The 18,732-nt window shown below is 38.5% G+C and carries 18 protein-coding genes, 1 pseudogene and 1 other annotated feature; of the genes and pseudogenes, 13 read left to right on the plus strand and 6 right to left on the minus strand.

Annotated elements, in window-relative coordinates; translation table 11 throughout:
* The first annotated feature begins 50 nt into the window (after positions 1 to 50).
* On the plus strand, positions 51 to 1,220 hold the full coding sequence (mutY, locus tag IYQ23_RS03160) for an A/G-specific adenine glycosylase (RefSeq protein WP_195674047.1): 1,170 nt from the start codon (positions 51 to 53) through the stop codon (positions 1,218 to 1,220).
* 114 nt (positions 1,221 to 1,334) lie between these two features.
* Here mutY and IYQ23_RS03165 read toward each other — a convergent pair whose 3' ends face one another.
* The 5 genes from IYQ23_RS03165 to IYQ23_RS03185 form a co-directional block, all read right to left on the minus strand.
* The gene (locus tag IYQ23_RS03165) at positions 1,335 to 1,682 is read right to left on the minus strand and encodes a thioredoxin (RefSeq protein WP_195674048.1); all 348 of its coding nucleotides are present in this window, start codon (positions 1,680 to 1,682) and stop codon (positions 1,335 to 1,337) included.
* A 256-nt stretch (positions 1,683 to 1,938) separates the two neighbouring features.
* Positions 1,939 to 3,657: a phospho-sugar mutase gene (locus tag IYQ23_RS03170; RefSeq protein WP_195674049.1), complete on the minus strand. Its 1,719-nt coding sequence runs from the start codon at positions 3,655 to 3,657 to the stop codon at positions 1,939 to 1,941.
* A gap of 178 nt (positions 3,658 to 3,835) precedes the next feature.
* The gene (locus IYQ23_RS03175; protein WP_022526144.1) at positions 3,836 to 4,399 is read right to left on the minus strand and encodes an ECF transporter S component; all 564 of its coding nucleotides are present in this window, start codon (positions 4,397 to 4,399) and stop codon (positions 3,836 to 3,838) included.
* Entirely contained in the window at positions 4,383 to 4,934 is a 552-nt protein-coding gene (gene coaC / locus IYQ23_RS03180) for a phosphopantothenoylcysteine decarboxylase (RefSeq protein ID WP_195674050.1), read from the minus strand. The genes IYQ23_RS03175 and coaC overlap by 17 nt, the downstream gene beginning before the upstream one ends.
* On the minus strand, positions 4,931 to 5,623 hold the full coding sequence (locus IYQ23_RS03185) for a phosphopantothenate--cysteine ligase (RefSeq protein WP_195674051.1): 693 nt from the start codon (positions 5,621 to 5,623) through the stop codon (positions 4,931 to 4,933). The genes coaC and IYQ23_RS03185 overlap by 4 nt, the downstream gene beginning before the upstream one ends.
* Positions 5,624 to 5,760: 137 nt before the next feature.
* Here IYQ23_RS03185 and IYQ23_RS03190 point away from each other — a divergent pair, with 137 nt between their 5' ends.
* The 3 genes from IYQ23_RS03190 to IYQ23_RS03200 all read left to right on the plus strand — a co-directional run bounded on the left by IYQ23_RS03190 (position 5,761) and on the right by IYQ23_RS03200 (position 8,732).
* The gene (locus tag IYQ23_RS03190; RefSeq protein WP_022526141.1) at positions 5,761 to 7,431 is read left to right on the plus strand and encodes a formate--tetrahydrofolate ligase; all 1,671 of its coding nucleotides are present in this window, start codon (positions 5,761 to 5,763) and stop codon (positions 7,429 to 7,431) included.
* Positions 7,432 to 7,534: 103 nt separating this feature from the next.
* The gene (locus tag IYQ23_RS03195; protein ID WP_195674052.1) at positions 7,535 to 8,077 is read left to right on the plus strand and encodes a GNAT family N-acetyltransferase; all 543 of its coding nucleotides are present in this window, start codon (positions 7,535 to 7,537) and stop codon (positions 8,075 to 8,077) included.
* 1 nt (position 8,078) lies between these two features.
* Positions 8,079 to 8,732 (plus strand): DNA alkylation repair protein, encoded by a 654-nt coding sequence (locus tag IYQ23_RS03200; protein ID WP_195674053.1) that lies wholly within the window; start codon positions 8,079 to 8,081, stop codon positions 8,730 to 8,732.
* Between the two features lie 193 nt (positions 8,733 to 8,925).
* Here IYQ23_RS03200 and IYQ23_RS03205 read toward each other — a convergent pair whose 3' ends face one another.
* The gene (locus IYQ23_RS03205; RefSeq protein ID WP_195674054.1) at positions 8,926 to 9,618 is read right to left on the minus strand and encodes a YoaK family protein; all 693 of its coding nucleotides are present in this window, start codon (positions 9,616 to 9,618) and stop codon (positions 8,926 to 8,928) included.
* A 346-nt stretch (positions 9,619 to 9,964) separates the two neighbouring features.
* On the opposite strand from IYQ23_RS03205, the gene IYQ23_RS03210 reads away from it, so the two are divergent.
* From IYQ23_RS03210 to IYQ23_RS03250, 9 genes and pseudogenes are all read left to right on the plus strand, one after another.
* Positions 9,965 to 11,041 (plus strand): aspartate-semialdehyde dehydrogenase, encoded by a 1,077-nt coding sequence (locus IYQ23_RS03210; RefSeq protein WP_195674055.1) that lies wholly within the window; start codon positions 9,965 to 9,967, stop codon positions 11,039 to 11,041.
* A gap of 54 nt (positions 11,042 to 11,095) precedes the next feature.
* Positions 11,096 to 11,977, plus strand: a complete 882-nt coding sequence (gene dapA, locus IYQ23_RS03215; protein WP_117644412.1) for a 4-hydroxy-tetrahydrodipicolinate synthase — start codon at positions 11,096 to 11,098, stop codon at positions 11,975 to 11,977.
* 1,076 nt (positions 11,978 to 13,053) lie between these two features.
* Positions 13,054 to 13,980: a hypothetical protein gene (locus IYQ23_RS03220; RefSeq protein ID WP_022526131.1), complete on the plus strand. Its 927-nt coding sequence runs from the start codon at positions 13,054 to 13,056 to the stop codon at positions 13,978 to 13,980.
* 87 nt (positions 13,981 to 14,067) lie between these two features.
* Positions 14,068 to 14,910, plus strand: coding sequence for an AraC family transcriptional regulator (locus IYQ23_RS03225; protein WP_003029379.1), 843 nt, complete (start codon positions 14,068 to 14,070; stop codon positions 14,908 to 14,910).
* Positions 14,911 to 15,065: 155 nt separating this feature from the next.
* Positions 15,066 to 15,200 (plus strand) — a sequence feature (ribosomal protein L10 leader region).
* Positions 15,201 to 15,238: 38 nt separating this feature from the next.
* Positions 15,239 to 15,739 carry a 50S ribosomal protein L10 gene (rplJ, locus tag IYQ23_RS03230; RefSeq protein WP_003029380.1) on the plus strand — a complete coding sequence of 167 codons (501 nt, stop codon included), beginning with the start codon at positions 15,239 to 15,241 and terminating at the stop codon, positions 15,737 to 15,739.
* Positions 15,740 to 15,809: 70 nt separating this feature from the next.
* On the plus strand, positions 15,810 to 16,178 hold the full coding sequence (gene rplL, locus IYQ23_RS03235; protein ID WP_003024225.1) for a 50S ribosomal protein L7/L12: 369 nt from the start codon (positions 15,810 to 15,812) through the stop codon (positions 16,176 to 16,178).
* Positions 16,179 to 16,467: 289 nt separating this feature from the next.
* Positions 16,468 to 16,671: pseudogene (locus tag IYQ23_RS03240) on the plus strand (DUF5962 family protein); the annotation flags it as partial.
* A gap of 7 nt (positions 16,672 to 16,678) precedes the next feature.
* Positions 16,679 to 16,894: a DUF5966 family protein gene (locus IYQ23_RS03245; RefSeq protein ID WP_003024228.1), complete on the plus strand. Its 216-nt coding sequence runs from the start codon at positions 16,679 to 16,681 to the stop codon at positions 16,892 to 16,894.
* 159 nt (positions 16,895 to 17,053) lie between these two features.
* Positions 17,054 to 18,628: an ATP-binding cassette domain-containing protein gene (locus IYQ23_RS03250; protein ID WP_195674056.1), complete on the plus strand. Its 1,575-nt coding sequence runs from the start codon at positions 17,054 to 17,056 to the stop codon at positions 18,626 to 18,628.
* The last annotated feature ends 104 nt before the right edge of the window (positions 18,629 to 18,732 follow it).

Genomic DNA, 18,732 nt, shown 5'->3' on the forward strand with positions numbered 1-18,732 from the left:
CCAGAATTCAAGTTCTGGGTTCTCTTTTTATTTTGTGTTATACTAAAGTTATGTTAGATTTGAAAAAATATGGAATTGAGATGTGGGAGGATGAAAAAATTGTCTCCTTTCGCCAAAAATTATTAGCTTGGTATGATGAGAATAAACGTGATTTGCCTTGGCGGAGAAGCAGTAATCCTTATCATATCTGGATTTCAGAAATTATGCTTCAGCAAACACGGGTAGATACGGTTATTCCTTACTATGAGCGCTTTTTAGCTTGGTTTCCGACAATCAAAGATTTAGCAGTGGCTTCAGAAGAACGTTTGCTTAAAGCTTGGGAGGGGCTAGGTTACTACTCGCGAGTGCGCAATATGCAACAGGCTGCTCAGCAGATTATGACAGATTTTAGTGGCGAGTTTCCTCACACTTACGAAGAGATTTCTAGTCTGAAAGGAATTGGTCCTTATACAGCAGGAGCTATTGCAAGTATTGCTTTTGGCTTGCCTGAGCCAGCGATTGATGGGAATGTTATGCGGGTCCTGAGCCGTTTATTTGAAGTGAATTTGGATATTGGTGTCCCTGCTAACCGAAAGGTTTTTCAAGCGATGATGGAAATTCTGATTGACCCCCAAAGACCGGGAGATTTCAACCAAGCTTTGATGGATTTAGGCTCAGATATTGAAGCACCTATCAACCCTAGACCTGAGGACAGTCCAGTAAGGGAATTTAGCGCTGCTTACTTACATGGAACAATGGATAGATACCCTATCAAAGCTCCTAAGAAAAAACCAGTTCCAGTTTATTTGTATGGTTTGATTATCCAGAATAATCAAGGAGAATTTCTTTTAGAGAAAAATGAAACAAGCAGTCTTTTATCAGGATTTTGGCACTTTCCTTTGATTGAAGTGGAAGAATTTCCGAACGGTGAACAGTTATCCTTTTTTGAAGTGGCAGAAAATCAAGTTGCATTTGAATTATCTCCGCAAGAAAGCTTTGAGCAGGATTATGATGTGGTAGTGAATTGGCAGGAGCAAGCTTTTCCGACAATTCAACATGTGTTCAGTCATCGCAAGTGGCAGATTCGTTTGCTTTACGGTCGAGTAGCAAATGTTACAAAAAATCAAAAAGAGGAACAAGTTCTGTGGCTGCATCCTGATGACTTTACCGACTATCCGTTTGCGAAACCTCAGCAGAAGATGTGGCAAGCCTTTCAGGAAGGCAAATTAAAAGGAAATTAAATGTTAAGAGGCAAGGATAATGTGCTCCCTGCCTCGCTTTGTGATTGTAAAAGCCACTGCCTAGTTGGTTTATAATATGCTGTGAAGTTGGAAATTTTAATTCCAGCTTCATTTTTATAAGTTAGCGAATGACTTGATTTCCTCAGCCGTCATAGAAGAGTCACAACGGATAGCTACTTGGCCATTCTCTATGTGTAGGAAACCTGGTACAGTTGGGATTCCGTATTCGGAACGGAAAGCTTGGAGCTCTTCCAGTTCACTAGGTCCCTCACTATTGATAAAGAAAATATGTGCTTGGGTTTCAGCGACAACACTAGCTAGCGTAGTGGCGAATTTACGACAGTAAGGGCACGTTTTACGCCCAATGAAAAAAGTTGCGTTTTCTTTATTTGCAATGGCTTGTCGGGCACGTTCAACAGTCGTGACTTCTAAATCTTTGATATCTTGTGTAAATTTATCCATAAAATAACCTCATTTCTTTTGTTCATTCTAGTATGCCACAAATAGGAAAATAATGCAGAGATTTGAAATGAAATGTAAAACATTGAAAGAGAGGTGAAACAGGACAACAGTCTGCTAGACTGTTTGAAGTTGTAAACAGAGAAAATATTATTTTCTATTATAAAAGCAGTTCGAGTCTGAGACACTCTTGTCCCAGACTCGAAGTTTGAATATTGTAGAAGTTAGACTGAGAAATCAAAACCTTCTTACTTTTTGCTTATTTTACAAAGTCGTTGATTTCTGCTTCAATTTTAGCAAGTTTTGCTTGAGCGTCTTGGCTGGAATCTCCGACAACAGCAATGTAGAATTTGATTTTTGGTTCTGTTCCTGAAGGACGTACAGCAATCCATGAACCATCAGCAAGTGTGTATTTTAATACGTCACTTGCTGGAGTTGTTAATTTCCTTACATTGCCGTCAGAATCGGTAGCGGTTTGTGCTTTGAAATCTTCTGTGACTGTAATAGCAGTAGCGTTGAATTCTTTCGGTGCATTGTCACGGAACTTGCTCATAATAGCTTTGATTTGTTCAGCGCCATCAACACCAGACAAAGTAACTGAAATCGTCTTTTCAGCATAATAACCATATTCTTTGTAGATTTCTTCAATTCCGTCTGCAAGAGTTAAGCCGCGAGAACGGTAGTAGGCAGCTAATTCTGCAACAACCAATACAGCTTGGATAGCATCTTTGTCACGCACAAATGGTTTAATCAAGTAGCCAAAGCTTTCTTCAAAGCCCATCATGTAAGTGTGATTGTGTTTTTCTTCAAATTCTTGAATCTTTTCAGCGATAAATTTGAAACCAGTTAAGACGTTAAACATGGTAGCGCCGTAGCTTTCAGCAATCTTGGTCACAAGATCGGTAGACACAATGGATTTGCAAAGTGCTGCATTGGCAGGAAGTGTTCCAGCAGTCTTGTGCGCTTCAAGGATATACTTAGCCATAATCGCACCGATTTGATTTCCTGAAAGATTGCGGTAGCTACCGTCTTTTTGGAGAACTTCAACACCCACACGGTCAGCATCTGGGTCCGTTGCGACAAGAACATCCGCACCAACTTTACGTCCCAATTCTTCAGCAAGAGCGAAAGCAGCTTGGTTTTCTGGATTTGGTGATTTGACAGTGGAGAAGTCTGGATCTGGCACGCATTGAGCTTCAACAACCTGAACAGAATCAAAACCAGCTTGGGCAAATGCTCGACGTGCTAACATTTCACCTGTACCGTGAAGCGGAGTGTAGACGATTTTCATGTCTTTGCCATATTCGTCAATCAATTGTTGATTGATATTCACGTCTTTTACTTCTTTAAGGTATTCAGTATCAACGTTTTCACCGATGATTTCAATCAATCCAGATGCTTTTTCGGCTTCAACATCAGCTACTTCAATAGTAAATGGATTTTCAATGGCACGAATATAAGCTGTTAGAGCATCAGCGTCATGAGGTGGCATTTGCCCCCCATCTTCACCATAAACTTTATAACCATTAAATGGAGCAGGATTGTGGCTAGCAGTAATCATAATTCCAGCAAAAGTTCCTAAATGGCGAACCGCAAATGACAGTTCTGGTGTTGGACGGAGACTTTCAAATACATAAGATTTAATGCCATGTTTTGCTAAAACAGCAGCAGATTCAAAGGCGAATTCTGGAGAGAAGTGACGAGAGTCATAAGCGATAGCGACACCGCGTTTTTTGAAATCTTCACCTTTTTCATCAATCAAACGTGCTAAACCTTCAGTTGCCTGACGAACGACATAAATATTGATACGATTCGTACCTGCACCAATCAAGCCACGCATACCAGCAGTACCAAATTCGAGATTGGTATAAAAAGCATCTTCTTTTGTCTTTTCATCCATCGAAGCCAATTCTTTACGAAGGTAATCTGGAAGTTCTGCAAAATCAAGCCATTTTTTGAAATTATCTTGGTAAGTCATTACGAAATCTCCTTTTTAAAATAGGGAAGCTTATGAAAAATCAGTGAAAACAGGAAATGTCATTGCCTATTTAATAAAGGAGCGAGCACATCCAGTTTTCTCAATTTTTCAGCTTTCTGCATTGTTTAACCGTTTTCATTATAGCATTTTTTCATAAAAAAATCACGATTTCACGTGATTATTTTCTAACTTTTTCAAGGGCTGGAATAATGGTAACCGTCAGAACCGCAGAAATAATCATTTCAGCAATGGAATTGGTTGAAATGACAGAAGCAAGCAGTAGTTGAATGTTCCCGTTATATACTTTGGAGAATAGTAGGAAAATCCCTCCTAAAACAAAAATAGTATTTGTCAATGAACCGACTGTTCCAGCTAAGATAAGTCCGGTCTTATTTTTAAGATATTTATAAACAAAATAAGGAGTAATTCCGATTAAGATTCGCGGAACGAGGGCAATGATGAGCGAATAAATATTCCCATTAGGGACAAACGGGCTAAACAAGTAACTGGTTGGCAAGAGAACAAGTGTGTTCGTAACCAGACTAATGATACCCATTAGCGCCCCTAAAATAGCGCCTACCTTTGGTCCATATAAAATACTTGCAATAATAACGGGAATGTGGACAATCGTTGGTTTGATTGGGACGGGAAAAAGGTTAAATATTACTGAACTCAATAGATGAATGACGAGCATAATCGCAAAAAAGATAGCAATTTGAGCAATATTAGATTGTTTCTTCATAAATCATTTCCTTTACTTTTTTTATAATTGTTTCTACAGAAGCAAGGGCGCCAATTCCGTGGTCACCACAGGCTAGGACGGTTTCTCTAGGCTGAATAATTTGCCAGCCGTATTTTTCTAGTTTAGATAGATTTTCTTGAGTGATTGAATTTTCATACATTTTGGTATTCATAGCTGGGGCTAATACCTTTTTGGCTGTTGATGGCAAAGCAAGTGCAGTGCTGGTTATCATATTGTCCGCAAAGCCATTGGCTAATTTAGCGATTGTATTGGCAGAAGCAGGTGCAACCAAGAAAAGATCTGTTTGCTTGGCAATTTCAATATGATTGACCTTGTTTGGCGCAGGCTCGTCCATGACATCTGTATGTACTAAATTTTTCGACAATACCTGCAAAGTCAAGGGGGTAATGAAATTTGTAGCTACTTGAGACATGAGAACAGTTACATTTAGATCGTCTTTTGTCAATTGACTGACCAAGTCGGCAGCTTTATATGCAGCAATACTTCCTGTGACAGCTAGTGTAATATGTTTCATAGATTGTCCTTTGTGTGAATATGTGTCAGCAATAATTGGGCAATTTCTTCTTTAGTAGTGGCTTCTATTACGGAATCTTGTTTGACCAAGAAAGCATGATGTTGATTATTGGAAATATCATACAAGTCATTTGCCACAATTATTTCTGCTTTGTTTTTTATGAGACTAGCACGAGCAACTGTCAGTAATTCTTCCTTAGAAACATCAACTAAGAGTTTAAAGCCAATTAGACGGATATTAGGATTCCATTTTTTTACTTGGCTGATAATTTTCGGTGTTTGTTTGAGAAAGAGCACTTGGTATTCATCTTTTGATGAAATCTTGCCTTGATCATTGGTCTTGTTTAAAAACTCTGTTAAATCCTGTGAAGCAGTGATTTGTTCAAAACCTGTCATGTAAATAGGCGTGTAGTCAGAAACGGCCATTGAATGAATTAAAACGCCATGAGTTTTGACTAAAGGCTGCATCGTTTCCAGCAAATCTTGTACATTTTCAATGATTTGAATGGTTAAATTTGGGTGAGCAGCAGGCTTGACAGCATTCTGTGTAGTGATTAAGGTGACCTGATTGCCTTGCGCTAAAAAGCTTTCCGCAATCAGTGCACCGAGTTGTCCTGTGGAGTGATTTGTAATAGAACGAACCTGATCAATTTTTTCGCTCGTTCCGCCAGAAGTAATCAATAGTTTCATAACTAAATTTTACACAAAAAAAGTTAATTCGTAAATAGAAAAGACTTTTCCGAACGTTTTTGAGAATTTTAGCTTTGAAAGTGTTTGTTTTCTTTATTTTTTGGTATAATAATCCTATCAAAACTGGAGGATTCCAAATGAAAACGGATATAGAAATTGCTCAGAGTGTTGACTTGCAGCCGATTGCTGATGTAGTGAAGAAAGTTGGAATTGATTACGATAATTTGGAGCTTTACGGTAAATACAAGGCGAAATTATCTTTTGACAAGATTCAGGAATTGCAAAAGAAGCCAGTTGGTAAGCTGATTCTGGTAACAGCCATCAACCCAACACCGGCCGGCGAAGGAAAATCAACTATTACTATTGGCTTGGCAGATGCTCTCAGCAAAATTGGAAAGAAAACCATGATTGCGATTCGTGAACCGTCTCTTGGACCAGTTATGGGAATCAAAGGCGGAGCCGCTGGAGGTGGTTATGCACAGGTTCTACCAATGGAAGACATCAATTTGCATTTCACAGGAGATATGCATGCGATTACCACTGCCAACAATGCCCTTTCTGCTTTGATTGATAATCATTTACATCAAGGAAATGCTCTAGGAATTGACCAACGTCGCATTATCTGGAAGCGCGTGGTAGATCTGAATGACCGTGCTTTGCGGCATGTGACCGTCGGTCTGGGCAGTCCGGTTAACGGAATTCCGCGGGAAGATGGCTTTGATATTACGGTTGCATCTGAAATCATGGCTATTCTCTGTTTAGCGACAAGTATTGAAGACTTGAAAGAACGTCTAGCTAATATCGTTATTGGTTATCGTTATGATCGGACGCCTGTTTATGTTCGAGATTTGGAAGTAGAAGGGGCTCTTGCTCTCATCTTGAAAGACGCTATAAAGCCCAATCTAGTACAGACTATTTATGGAACCCCTGCCTTTGTTCACGGTGGACCGTTTGCAAATATCGCCCACGGCTGTAATTCCGTTTTGGCAACGACAACAGCTTTGCATTTGGCGGACTACACGGTGACTGAAGCTGGATTCGGTGCGGATCTAGGGGCTGAAAAATTCCTAGACATCAAAACGCCCAATCTGCCGACTGCTCCAGATGTAGTGGTTATTGTTGCAACTCTCAGAGCATTGAAAATGAACGGTGGTGTTGCTAAAGAAGGCCTGACAACTGAGAATGTTGAAGCAGTTAAAGCAGGTTTTGCCAACCTCAAGCGTCACGTGGAAAATATCCGTAAATTTGGTGTTCCGGTCGTGGTGGCTATCAATGAATTTGTGACAGACACCCAAGCTGAAATTGCCGTTCTCAAGGAACTTTGCGCAGGTATTGATGTCCCTGTAGAATTGGCTAGTGTCTGGGCAGACGGAGCTGACGGTGGTCTAGCTCTTGCTGAAACTGTGGTTAAAACGATTGAAACTAGACCCGCCCACTACACTCGACTTTACGATAATAATCTGACAGTTGAAGAAAAAATTGAGAAAATTGTCAAGGAAATCTATCGTGGAACAAAAGTCAATTTTGAAAAGAAAGCAAAAACTCAAATTTCTCAAATTGTCAAGAATGGTTGGGATAAGCTGCCAATCTGTATGGCCAAGACCCAATACAGTTTTTCAGATAATCCAGCCCTGCTGGGAGCGCCAGAAGATTTTGAAATCACTATCCGTGAAGTCGTTCCAAAACTAGGTGCAAGCTTTATTGTAGCCTTGACCGGTGATGTTATGACTATGCCCGGTCTGCCAAAACGCCCAGCAGCCCTCAATATGGACGTAGCAGCAGACGGAACTGCTATTGGACTATTTTAAAACGAAAAAGGTTCGAGAGAGCCTTTTCTTTTTGAATTTGGTAAAATATACATGGTGATATACTTCATTTTTATGAAAGTAATAAGAAGAAAGGAACGTTTGGATGAACATCAGATTAGCAAATAAAAACGACACCGCTGCTCTCATTGCTATTTACGCACCCTATGTGGAGAAAACAGCCATTACTTTTGAGTATGATGTTCCGTCGGTGGAGGAATTTTCTGGTCGGATTGAGAAGACCTTGGAAAGGCATCCTTATTTGGTGGCCGAAGAAGAGGGAGTCATTCTGGGTTATGCTTATGCTTCGACTTATTATGGTCGAGAGGCATACAACTGGGCTGTTGAACTATCGGTCTATGTAGCTGATGAGAATCGCGGCAGAGGGATTGGGAAGCAGCTTTATGACAAATTGGAAGAAATTCTTGAACAGCAAGGTTTTGTTCATTTTCTAGCTTGTATTGCTCTGCCGAATGACGCCAGTATTTCTTTCCATAAAAAACGTGGTTATCAGCAAGTAGCGCATTTCCCAAAAATCGGATATAAATTTGACTGCTGGCATGATACAGTTTGGTTGCAGAAGAGTTTAGATAAGCCAGCAAGACCAATTAAATTATTCAAAGATATGAATGTTGAAAGTGAATGGTAATATGAAAGTAGAAGATATTTTCCAAGAATTAAAAGAAGTAGCAAATCCTGAAGATGCTATTCACATGAAAGCATATATGAAAGACCAATTTGAGTTTTTAGGAGTTAAAACACCTGTTAGACGCCAAGTTTCTAAGATATTTTTTAAGAAAAATCACAAGTCTACGATAGATTGGGAATTTGTCAATCAGGCTTGGGAGAACCCCTATCGTGAAATGCAATATGCGGTGCTGGATTATTTGCAATTGAAACAAAAAGCTTTGAAACCAAGCGATTTGCTAAAGATAAAGAAATTAGCACAAACAAAGCCATGGTGGGACACCATTGACTTTTTGTGCCGCTCAGTAGGCTTTATTTGCCTGCACTATCCTGAGACAAAGAAATTTGTGTTGGAGTGGAGCAGGGATGAAGATTTTTGGCTGCGGCGCCTTGCCATTGAACATCAATTGCTTCAAAAAGAAGAAACGGATGTCCAGCTGCTGGAGCAAATCCTGATTAATAATCTTAATCAGACCGAGTTTTTCATCAATAAGGCCATTGGTTGGGCACTTCGGGACTACTCCAAGACCAATCCCGACTGGGTGCGGGAATTTATCGAAAAATACAAAGATAGGCTGAGCAAACTCAGCATTAAAGAAGGAAGCAAGTATTTGTGAGATTGATAGATGAGGAAGTTTTTCTATCAGTAGTTAAAAACTGATGAAGAGGATCGATAAATGAAATATCGCAGGCAAGTATTGATGAACTAGCAAAAACCGAACCAATTCTCTTTGTGAGCATTACCCAAGAGGATTGGTTCGGTTTTTTTTCTTACTTAGCTCCTAGTTTGCTTTCGATTTTCATTAAGTGTTAGATATTTTTTTGCTCTAAGTGATGTATATGATTGTATCTAGTATAATGAATGATAATAATCGTCAAAATAGTAGTGACTGTCCAGATAGCATATTGATGAATGAAACGTGTGAGAAATCCAGTAAAAATAGCACCGCCGATGAAACTAGCGACAATCATAGAGTAATTAGCCGCTTGCCTTCTAATAATATGTCTGCGGTCTTTAAAACGAATATACTCATACCAAGCAGTGACCATTCTCCGATAGTTTCCTGAAGTCATCATAATCATGTAGGGATAAGACTCAATTTTTGAGCCTGTATAAGTTAGCATGACCATTCCGGTAGAGGTTGCAAGCAATATCACCCAGATAAAATAATGAGAATGAAAGAAAGGAAAGAGGAAAGTCGTGAGAGTTAACGGTAAGACTCCCCAAGTACGCCAGTGTGAGCTTTGCGCCCGTTCCTTAAGTAGAATACCGAGGACAAAGCCACAGGTAAAGAAGATAAGCGAAAGAATACGGTAAGCAGTCTTTACGGTCGGCCCATCCCAATTGGCTACAATTAAAATAATATTCCCTGTCTGAGTGGCGATTAGTGTACTAAATTGTATATGCGAAAAAACGTCTAGGCAACCACCCACAGCTCCGAGCAAGAGAGCCATTGTTCGCCTATCTTGAGGCATGGGGACAGGCTGTTTCGTAGTATCCATAACTTTATCCTCCTAAAGACTATTTTACTCTTTTAAGGCACCAATTTCAAATATGGATAAGCTAGAAAATCTCTCATAAAAAATAGTTTGACTTTTAGGATTCTCTATAGTAGAATGCTAGATATGCGATGAGTCGATAGGTGGCGCAAACCACATATTGAGCATGGGAGGTCATATACGCAGGAGCGGACCTTGATGAGTTGTGTGAACCTGCTCATCACACGTAAGTGCCCTCAATCCCTACTTTTTAGTGGGGATTTTTTTCTTATAAGTCTTTTCAATTCTTTAGAAAAGTAGTATAATACCAGCAATACACAAATTTTTTGAAAATTCAGAGAGGTATGTTATGGGATACACAGTTGCTGTGGTAGGTGCTACAGGTGCCGTTGGAGCTCAAATGATTAAAATGCTGGAAGAATCAACTCTTCCGATTGAGAAAGTACGCTACTTGGCTTCAGCTCGTTCAGCGGGGAAAGTTTTGAAATTTAAGGACCAAGACATCACAATTGAAGAAACAACGGAAACTGCCTTTGAAGGTGTAGATATCGCTCTCTTTTCAGCAGGTGGCTCAACATCTGCCAAATATGCACCTTATGCTGTAAAAGCAGGTGCAGTTGTAGTGGATAACACCTCTTATTTTCGACAAAATCCTGATGTTCCTTTGGTTGTACCAGAGGTCAATGCACATGCACTTGATGCTCATAACGGAATTATTGCCTGCCCAAACTGTTCAACTATCCAGATGATGGTGGCGCTGGAGCCTGTTCGTCAGAAATGGGGCTTAGAGCGCATCATCGTATCGACCTATCAGGCCGTGTCTGGAGCTGGTATGGGAGCTATTCTTGAAACTCAGCGTGAACTGCGTGGGGTCTTAAATGACGGTGTCAATCCGCGTGATGTTAAGGCTGAGATTTTGCCTTCCGGCGGTGACAAGAAACACTATCCGATTGCTTTTAATGCTCTTCCTCAAATTGATGTCTTTACGGACAATGACTACACCTACGAAGAGATGAAGATGACCAATGAAACCAAGAAGATCATGGAAGATGACACGATTGCGATTTCTGCTACTTGTGTTCGTATCCCTGTTCTTTCAGCGCACTCAGAGTCTGTCTACATCGAGACAAAAGAAGTAGCACCCATCGCAGAGGTCAAAGCAGCTATTGCCAATTTTCCTGGAGCAGTATTAGAGGATGATGTTGCTCATCAAATCTACCCTCAAGCTGTCAATGCTGTCGGCAAAAAAGAAACATTTGTTGGTCGTATTCGCAAAGATTTGGATGCTGAAAAAGGGATTCATATGTGGGTGGTTTCAGACAACCTGCTCAAAGGTGCGGCTTGGAATTCTGTTCAAATTGCTGAGACCTTGCATGAACGTGGCTTGGTGCATCCAACAGCAGAGGTCATTTTCGAATTGAAGTAAAATGTGAGATAATATTTGTATAGTTGTATTTTGCAAGCTAGGAGGACGAGATTTATGTCTATAGAAGATTTAAAAAAAGCAAGAATTATAACAGCACTTGTAACACCGTTTAAAGAGGACGGTAGCATTAACTTTGAAGCTCTTCCTAAGCTGATTGAGCACCTTCTAGCGCATCATACAGAAGGACTGATTATCGCAGGAACGACAGGTGAAAGCCCAACTCTGACGCATGAAGAGGAGCTAGAATTATTTGCAGAGGTTCAAAAGATTGTAAAAGGGCGAGTTCCGTTGATAGCCGGAATTGGTACGAATGATACTCGAGATTCAATTGAATTCGCGCGTGAAGTTGACAAATTTGGTGGTTTTGCTGCCGGACTTGCAGTGACTCCTTATTACAATAAACCGACTCAAGAAGGTCTATATCAGCATTATAAAGCGATTGCGGAAGCTTCAAATCTGCCAGTCATCGTTTATAATGTTCCTAGCCGAACGGTTGCTGGTTTGACAGTAGAAACTTCCTTGCGCTTAGCACAATTGCCAAATATTATTGCAATCAAAGATTGTACAGGCATAGATGCTCTTACCCATTTGGTTGAAAACGCTCCACAGGACTTTCTAATTTATACTGGGGAAGACGGACAAGCTTTTCATGCAAAGGCAATCGGAGCACAGGGGGTTATATCTGTTGCGGCTCATACTAATGGAGATGACTTTTATGAAATGTTTGCTGCTTTAGATGAGGGTAAGCTGAAAAAAGCTGCTCAGATTCAACGTCAGCTGTTACCAAAAATAGAAGCTCTCTTTTCTGTGACAAGCCCAGCACCACTTAAAGCTGTGCTAAATTCTCAAGGGTTTGAAGTCGGACCACTCCGCCTCCCATTGGTTGCTTGTACAGAGCAAGAAAAAGCCGTTATTCTTTCATTTTTTGAAGATTGAAGGAAGCATTTTAGGTTTGTAAAATGTTGGGAACATTTACGATGAACTAGTGAATTTTTTATTACGTAGGACTTTAGCATTTAAATCTGCAAGAAGAAATGTTTGAAAAGACAAAACTAAACTGAATGGAAAGACTGATATTACTAGATTGTCATATTTTCTGTTATGATAAGATAAGAGTGGGATATTTAGTATAATAGAAATGGATAAATTGAAAGTTGATGAGAAGTTGGAGCATATGAAGAAAAGAAAATTGAGAATCAGTTCCATTGAAATTATGGCGATTTTAGGATTATTAATTTGGCTACTCACAATATTTTTAAGAAAATATTATTCAATTAATTCAGTTGTTCCTATATTTTATGTCACACCCTAGTTTTGGAGGAGCATGGATTGGAACAGCTATGCTAAAACAACCTTTTAGTCCAACATTCAGTGTAAATAAAGTCTCAACTATTGAATTTTCTAAAAAGACACTTATGTATATATGTATAGTGGTTGTACTGATGTCTTTTATTAATGAGTTATTACCATTGGGTAATACTAGTGTAGTATTTGACGTATACGATGCGCTTGCTACTGTACTAGCGGAAATCATAGCTTTTAACATACCTGTCATTCTAAAAGAAAAGACTTTAATAGATTACCGTTGATTTTGGGAAGATTAAAAAACCAGTGTCGAACTGAACAAGGAATAAAAACACATTAGACGGTAGAATGAAACATTCTATCGTCTTTTCGTATTAGTTCTTACCATTTTCTCTTTTTCCGACAATTTAATAAATCTACGAATCAAAAGGGATAGCTTTTCACTCCAATTATAAAAAATGATCAAAAAGTCTTGTAATTTTTTTCTTATGTTACGATTGTTAATAGTTAGAAAAAATTGTAAAATTAGTGCAGTAAAAGCTTAGCCTTTGATGTTTTTAGACAATAGTTTCATTTTTTAATAGCTTTTTTGATTTACAATAAAACATGTGAAATTTCTTTCTTCTGCGCAAACCTATAAATTCCGTACAAATTTGATGGGGGATAAATTTTCCTATCGTTTATACTATAGGCAAGGAGGTAGGAAGATGAATTTATACTTTGGTGATATTCCGATTTGTTATTCTCATTCGACGGCTATGGCCTTACAGGCTGCGGGCTATGATTTTCGCTCGGACTACCTAGAAGCGATCATGGTCATGGGTAATGGAGCTACCCTTGTGAAAAAAGACGACAGACATCCTTTGGTTTTCTTTGATAATGGCATGCCAGATGAGTCCATTAGTCATTGTTTACAAATTCTTGGATTTGACTATGAGGAGTTTTTCTGTGATTCTTCAGAGCCAGTCAATGTGATAGAACTAAAAGAAAAACTCAAGACATATCTAGACCATGGATCTGTTATTGTAGGTCCTTTGGATATGGGATATCTGACTTATAATCTCAATCATAGCCATCTACGAGGTGTGGATCATTTTGTTTCAGTTTATGACATGGATGAGCATTGGATTTATTTCCATGATCCGGCAGGCTATCCTTGTGTGAAAATGGATTTTCGTGATTTTTGTAAAGCGTGGAAAGCAGAAGCGATTGACTATAAAAGAGGAGCTTATTCCATGTGGGGAAATTTGCAAAGAAATAAGCTTCCAACAAGTCAGGAGATTTATCACAGTGTCTCTATTATCATGAAACAACGATATGAAAATGGTGAGGTTGGTATAATTGAGGACTATGCTAAAACTATTCGAGCAAACGGCTTAAATGCGGAACAAAAACAACTCCATCAATTTTTTTCATTTCGTTTGGCAGCCGTTAGAAGTCTTTACTTGAGTCAATTTTTGAAAGATTATGATCCTGTAAAAGCAGACTTGAAGGAAAAAATTGCTATGCTTTTTAGCCAAGCCTATCTGGACAGCAGGCAGGAAGCCTATAATTCTTTAGCAGATACCCTGATGGAGATTGCCCAATTGGATGTACAGTTTAGGGATTTGTGCCTTCAATGTATCAAGGGATAAAACTCTGAAAGATTATTGTACTAAAGGTAAAGAAGTTAGAGATTTTGGTATCTTTACATAGGATAGAAAAATGAATAGAGGTAAAATATGCAGATAATTCAATTTTTTAATGAAACAATTAACTACATTGAAAGTGTGCTGGATAGCGAAATAGATGAAGATAAAATTACCCATTTATCCACTTATTCTTATCCTATGTTTAGCAGACTCTTTTCTATATTAACAGATACAACATTGTCAGAGTATATTAGAAGTCGAAGGTTGACAGAAGCGGCTGTTTTACTGAGAGATACCAATATTAAAGTTATTGATATAGCGATGAAGTATGGATATGAATCATCTGATTCATTTGGGACTGCATTCAAAAAATTTCATGGATTTACACCTTCAGAGGTAAGAAATGGAAAACCATTCAAAATAGTTTCACGAGTGCAGCTAGCACTAAGTGTAAGAGGAGGAAGAAGTATGAACATCACAATTCAAAAGAAAAATTCATTTACAGTTGCAGGTAGGAATGAACAAAATATCAATTCATCATTATGTCCGAGTGTTTGGAATAAACTATATGGAGAATATCGTCATGATGAATTAGCAAGATTGGGAGAAGGTCAAAGTGTCGGTGTTTGTTACAATGTAGAACAACCAAGTACTATTAATTACATAGCAGGGTATATCGTTACAGATGTAGATAAAGCAAAAAGTATGGGCTTAGATGTTTTGAAAGTTGAAGAAGCAGAATATGCCATTGTAGAGTTAACAGGAAGTGTTCCGGAATGTATTCATAATGGTTGGAAATATGCAATGGAAGTATTTTTTCCAGAACATGGTTATGTTCATTCAGGAAAACCTGACTTTGAATATTATTATGAAGGGGATATGGATAGCAAAGACTACAAAATGGAACTTTGGATTCCAATTGTAAAAGCATAATAAATATAAGATAGTTAGAGCAGATCTTTATGGTCTGCTTTTTTATTTTTCCAATAATTTAATAAATCTGCTAACTAAAAAGAATAGATTTTCGTTCTAATTATAAAAATTATTAAAAACTCTTGCAATCTTTTTTTTCTTATGTTACAATAATCATTGGTTTGAAAAAACTGCCTAAGACAGTAGGGGAGCTTGACTCATAAAGATCCTACCGAGGACAAAACGGATCATGTAAAAGAAACGTATTGTACTTTCGTGTCTAGGTTTGGGCGCGTTTTTCTTTTGGAAAAATTTCCCAAGCAAAATAATTACGGAGGTGAAACACTAAATGAGTGAAGCAAGTATTGCTAAAAAAGCGGAACTAGTTGATGTAGTTGCTGAAAAAATGAAAGCAGCTGCAAGTATCGTTGTTGTGGATGCTCGTGGTCTTACAGTTGAACAAGACACAGTTCTTCGTCGTAATCTTCGTGGAAGCGAAGTTGAGTATAAAGTTATTAAAAACTCAATTTTACGCCGTGCAGCTGAAAAAGCTGGACTTGAAGGTCTTGCTGATGCATTTGTTGGACCATCTGCTGTTGCATTTTCAAATGAAGATGTTGTAGCACCAGCAAAAATCATCAATGATTTTACTAAAGAAGCTGATGCACTTGAAATTAAAGGTGGAGCTATTGAAGGTGCTGTTGCATCTAAAGAAGAAATCGTTGCTCTTGCAACTCTTCCAAATCGCGAAGGACTTCTATCTATGCTACTATCTGTGCTTCAAGCACCAGTTCGCAATGTTGCTCTTGCAGTCAAAGCGGTTGCAGACAACAAAGAAGAAGCAGCTTAATTTTAAGTTGCGCGTAGCCTATGCTACAAATTAATAATAAATAACGAAAACATATTTGGAGGAAATAACAATGGCATTGAACATTGAAAATATTATTGCTGAAATTAAAGAAGCTTCAATCCTTGAATTGAACGACCTTGTAAAAGCTATCGAAGAAGAATTTGGTGTAACTGCAGCTGCTCCTGTAGCTGTAGCTGCTGCTGGCGCTGGTGAAGCTGCCGCTGCAAAAGATTCATTTGACGTTGAATTGACTGCAGCAGGCGACAAGAAAGTCGGCGTTATCAAAGCTGTTCGTGAAATCACAGGTCTTGGTCTTAAAGAAGCTAAAGAACTTGTTGACGGAGCACCAACTGTTGTTAAAGAAGGTGTTGCAACTGCAGAAGCTGAAGAAATCAAAACTAAATTGGAAGAAGCTGGAGCTTCAGTTACTCTTAAATAAGAAGCACATAGCAATTTGAGAGTGGAATCCCGATTTACCAGTCTTTGATTGCGATAAGCGAATGAAAAAAACAGGTTAAATCATTTGATTCCCTGCTAAAAATCCCTGTCAAAATTTGTTTGGCAGGGATTTTTGTTTTTTTAAAGAATTATTTATCTCAAGTGAGAACTGTTTTCATAATTCTCACTTTTTTGTATTTAAGGAGGAAGCATGCAGAAGGAAATACAATTGTCATGTTACATCGTGATTTCCTATCTAGTCCGACAAATGGGGATACTAAACTTATTAGGAACTCAAAGAACATTACGAAGAAGCGACTGGGGGACTCTTCTCGAAGAGAGAAATCACTAGTCAACTAGAAATCGCCCTCCAAGAGCAACATGGAGTGGACTTTGAAGACCCTGAAAAAGAAGATTATCTGGAATTGGTTCAAAAATTAGAAGAGTTTGATTCCAAGGACGCAGTCTTTTATCGTCGCATGGTAGAGTGGTAGGAGGGTTATGACAGATTTTCTGATTCTTCCTCTTATCCTCATGGTGGTGGGCATGATTGCCTTGATTCTCTGGAAACTCTTAATCCTAGACAGTGGTGTGTTTTTTATAGGACTGGCTTGTGCTATTCTTTTTACAGAGGTTTATGGATTCTATCTTCTCTTTACAGAACCTGAACTTTATACAGCAGACCTGACACAAAATGGATTTCTGAGTTTTACTTGAATCATTATTTTAATAGATGTATAATGCATTTAAAGAAAAACAAAGAACTTCCTAAGAGATCAGAAACTGTAACCAATACCTGTAATATTTGCAGTTAGTAGATTAGAAACGGTAATATGGAGAGGAGTGCTAGCCTTTCTATTTTTCCAGGAGGACATTATGAATAAAATTTTTCACTATCTGGATAAGAAAACGAAATTTTATACTGTCATCGGGGCACTGGCAAATGGAGGATTGGCTCTTGCTCAACCTTTAGTAGTATCTCGAGCTTTGTCCTTAAACCAAGGAGAACTAACCTATTTTAAGATAGTGCAATTTGCTCTTTTTGGTTTTACAGTCTACTTTGTCTTGTATAGCTTGATGCTCTTTTGCAATCACACGCATAACGTATTTCGACGTGAGATTCAGATGAATATGAGAGCAGATTTATTTGGTAAGTTAATGACAAATAAGGATTATAGTGAAGATGAAAAAATCACCATGCTCACACAGGATATGGAGTATTTGGGGGATAATTATTTAGAAAAGTACATTAACATAATTTGCTGGGGATTTGTTGCTTTACTAACAGCAATTTATATTATTACGCAAAATCTGTTACTGGGGAGTATTTTTGTCTTCTTTACTATCTTACGCCCTATTCCTCAATATTTAATGAACAAAAGGCTCAAACATACTGGTGACGATATGGCTCAAGGCAGAGTGGAGGTTCATAATCAGGTATCTGACAGCATCCGAGGGGCGCAGACTCTGCTCATGAATCAAGCGATTCTGGAAAATAGACAAAAATTATGGAATGTGAATTGGAAATATCAACGAGCTATCCAAAAATTTTGCTTCACCCATAATATCGTCTTCTTTTGTAATGGCTTTATGGTATTTCTGAGTCAGGTTTTACCGCTTGTGTTAGGTTTCTTCTTTTCCATGAATGGTCATAGGGTATCTGTCGCTAGTCTTGTCGCCATGTATATCGCAGCTGGTCAGTTGGTGAGTCCTATCCAGACAATCATGTATGATACAGTAGATATCCAAGGGGCAAAAACGACTGCGGACAAGATTTATGGAGTATTAGACAGTAAAGATGATAAACAACTGGCGAAAGATGATATGCAAGAACTTCGTGCCCTGCACATCCAAAATTTAAGTAAATCTTATGGTAGCAGACAGCTTTTTACCCATCTGAATTTGGACATCCAAAATGGTCAGAAAGTTTTAATCAAGGGACCGAGTGGCTGTGGGAAATCGACCTTGTTTCGGATAATTATTGGTGAGGAGCAGGCTGATGAAGGTCAGATTACTGGTGTGACAACAACTAATAAATATACATCTCATTTTGTATCTAGTGTTGGTATCATTAGCCAGCATCCATTCCTTTTTAATGACACGGTTCGATATAATTTGACTTTGGGACAAGTCTTTTCTGATGAAGATTTGTGGTTTGTTTTAAAACAAGTCAAGCTCGACAATGAATTAACAGAAGGGTTGGACTTTGTTGTCAGTAACAATGGTGACAATATTTCGGGTGGTCAGAGGGTTCGGATTGAACTGGCAAGATTTCTTCTGCGTAAAAAGGATGTTTTACTAGTAGATGAGGTAACTGCTGCCTTGGACGAGGAAAACAGCAAGATGGTGCGTGATCTACTGTTTTCTCTACCTGTTATGATGCTAGAAATTGCTCACCATATTGAGGATGAAAGTAGATATAATCAAATTTTAGACTTAGGAAAATATTGAGCTATTTTTGATAGCTCTTTTTTTGTGATAGAAGCTCCAAGCTATATATAATACGCTTGAGCTAATTTATAGAAAGTATAGGAAAACTCCCCTTATAGTTTTAG

Origin of the sequence: Streptococcus sp. HF-100 (genome assembly GCF_015594635.1) — a bacterium.
Taxonomy (GTDB): domain Bacteria; phylum Bacillota; class Bacilli; order Lactobacillales; family Streptococcaceae; genus Streptococcus; species Streptococcus vaginalis.

Coding starts and splice junctions, on each gene's coding strand:
- mutY (WP_195674047.1), top strand. CDS start 51: ATGTTAGATTTGAAAAAATATGGAATTGAGATGTGGGAGGATGAAAAA.
- IYQ23_RS03165 (WP_195674048.1), bottom strand. CDS start 1,682: ATGGATAAATTTACACAAGATATCAAAGATTTAGAAGTCACGACTGTT.
- IYQ23_RS03170 (WP_195674049.1), bottom strand. CDS start 3,657: ATGACTTACCAAGATAATTTCAAAAAATGGCTTGATTTTGCAGAACTT.
- IYQ23_RS03175 (WP_022526144.1), bottom strand. CDS start 4,399: ATGAAGAAACAATCTAATATTGCTCAAATTGCTATCTTTTTTGCGATT.
- coaC (WP_195674050.1), bottom strand. CDS start 4,934: ATGAAACATATTACACTAGCTGTCACAGGAAGTATTGCTGCATATAAA.
- IYQ23_RS03185 (WP_195674051.1), bottom strand. CDS start 5,623: ATGAAACTATTGATTACTTCTGGCGGAACGAGCGAAAAAATTGATCAG.
- IYQ23_RS03190 (WP_022526141.1), top strand. CDS start 5,761: ATGAAAACGGATATAGAAATTGCTCAGAGTGTTGACTTGCAGCCGATT.
- IYQ23_RS03195 (WP_195674052.1), top strand. CDS start 7,535: ATGAACATCAGATTAGCAAATAAAAACGACACCGCTGCTCTCATTGCT.
- IYQ23_RS03200 (WP_195674053.1), top strand. CDS start 8,079: ATGAAAGTAGAAGATATTTTCCAAGAATTAAAAGAAGTAGCAAATCCT.
- IYQ23_RS03205 (WP_195674054.1), bottom strand. CDS start 9,618: ATGGATACTACGAAACAGCCTGTCCCCATGCCTCAAGATAGGCGAACA.
- IYQ23_RS03210 (WP_195674055.1), top strand. CDS start 9,965: ATGGGATACACAGTTGCTGTGGTAGGTGCTACAGGTGCCGTTGGAGCT.
- dapA (WP_117644412.1), top strand. CDS start 11,096: ATGTCTATAGAAGATTTAAAAAAAGCAAGAATTATAACAGCACTTGTA.
- IYQ23_RS03220 (WP_022526131.1), top strand. CDS start 13,054: ATGAATTTATACTTTGGTGATATTCCGATTTGTTATTCTCATTCGACG.
- IYQ23_RS03225 (WP_003029379.1), top strand. CDS start 14,068: ATGCAGATAATTCAATTTTTTAATGAAACAATTAACTACATTGAAAGT.
- rplJ (WP_003029380.1), top strand. CDS start 15,239: ATGAGTGAAGCAAGTATTGCTAAAAAAGCGGAACTAGTTGATGTAGTT.
- rplL (WP_003024225.1), top strand. CDS start 15,810: ATGGCATTGAACATTGAAAATATTATTGCTGAAATTAAAGAAGCTTCA.
- IYQ23_RS03245 (WP_003024228.1), top strand. CDS start 16,679: ATGACAGATTTTCTGATTCTTCCTCTTATCCTCATGGTGGTGGGCATG.
- IYQ23_RS03250 (WP_195674056.1), top strand. CDS start 17,054: ATGAATAAAATTTTTCACTATCTGGATAAGAAAACGAAATTTTATACT.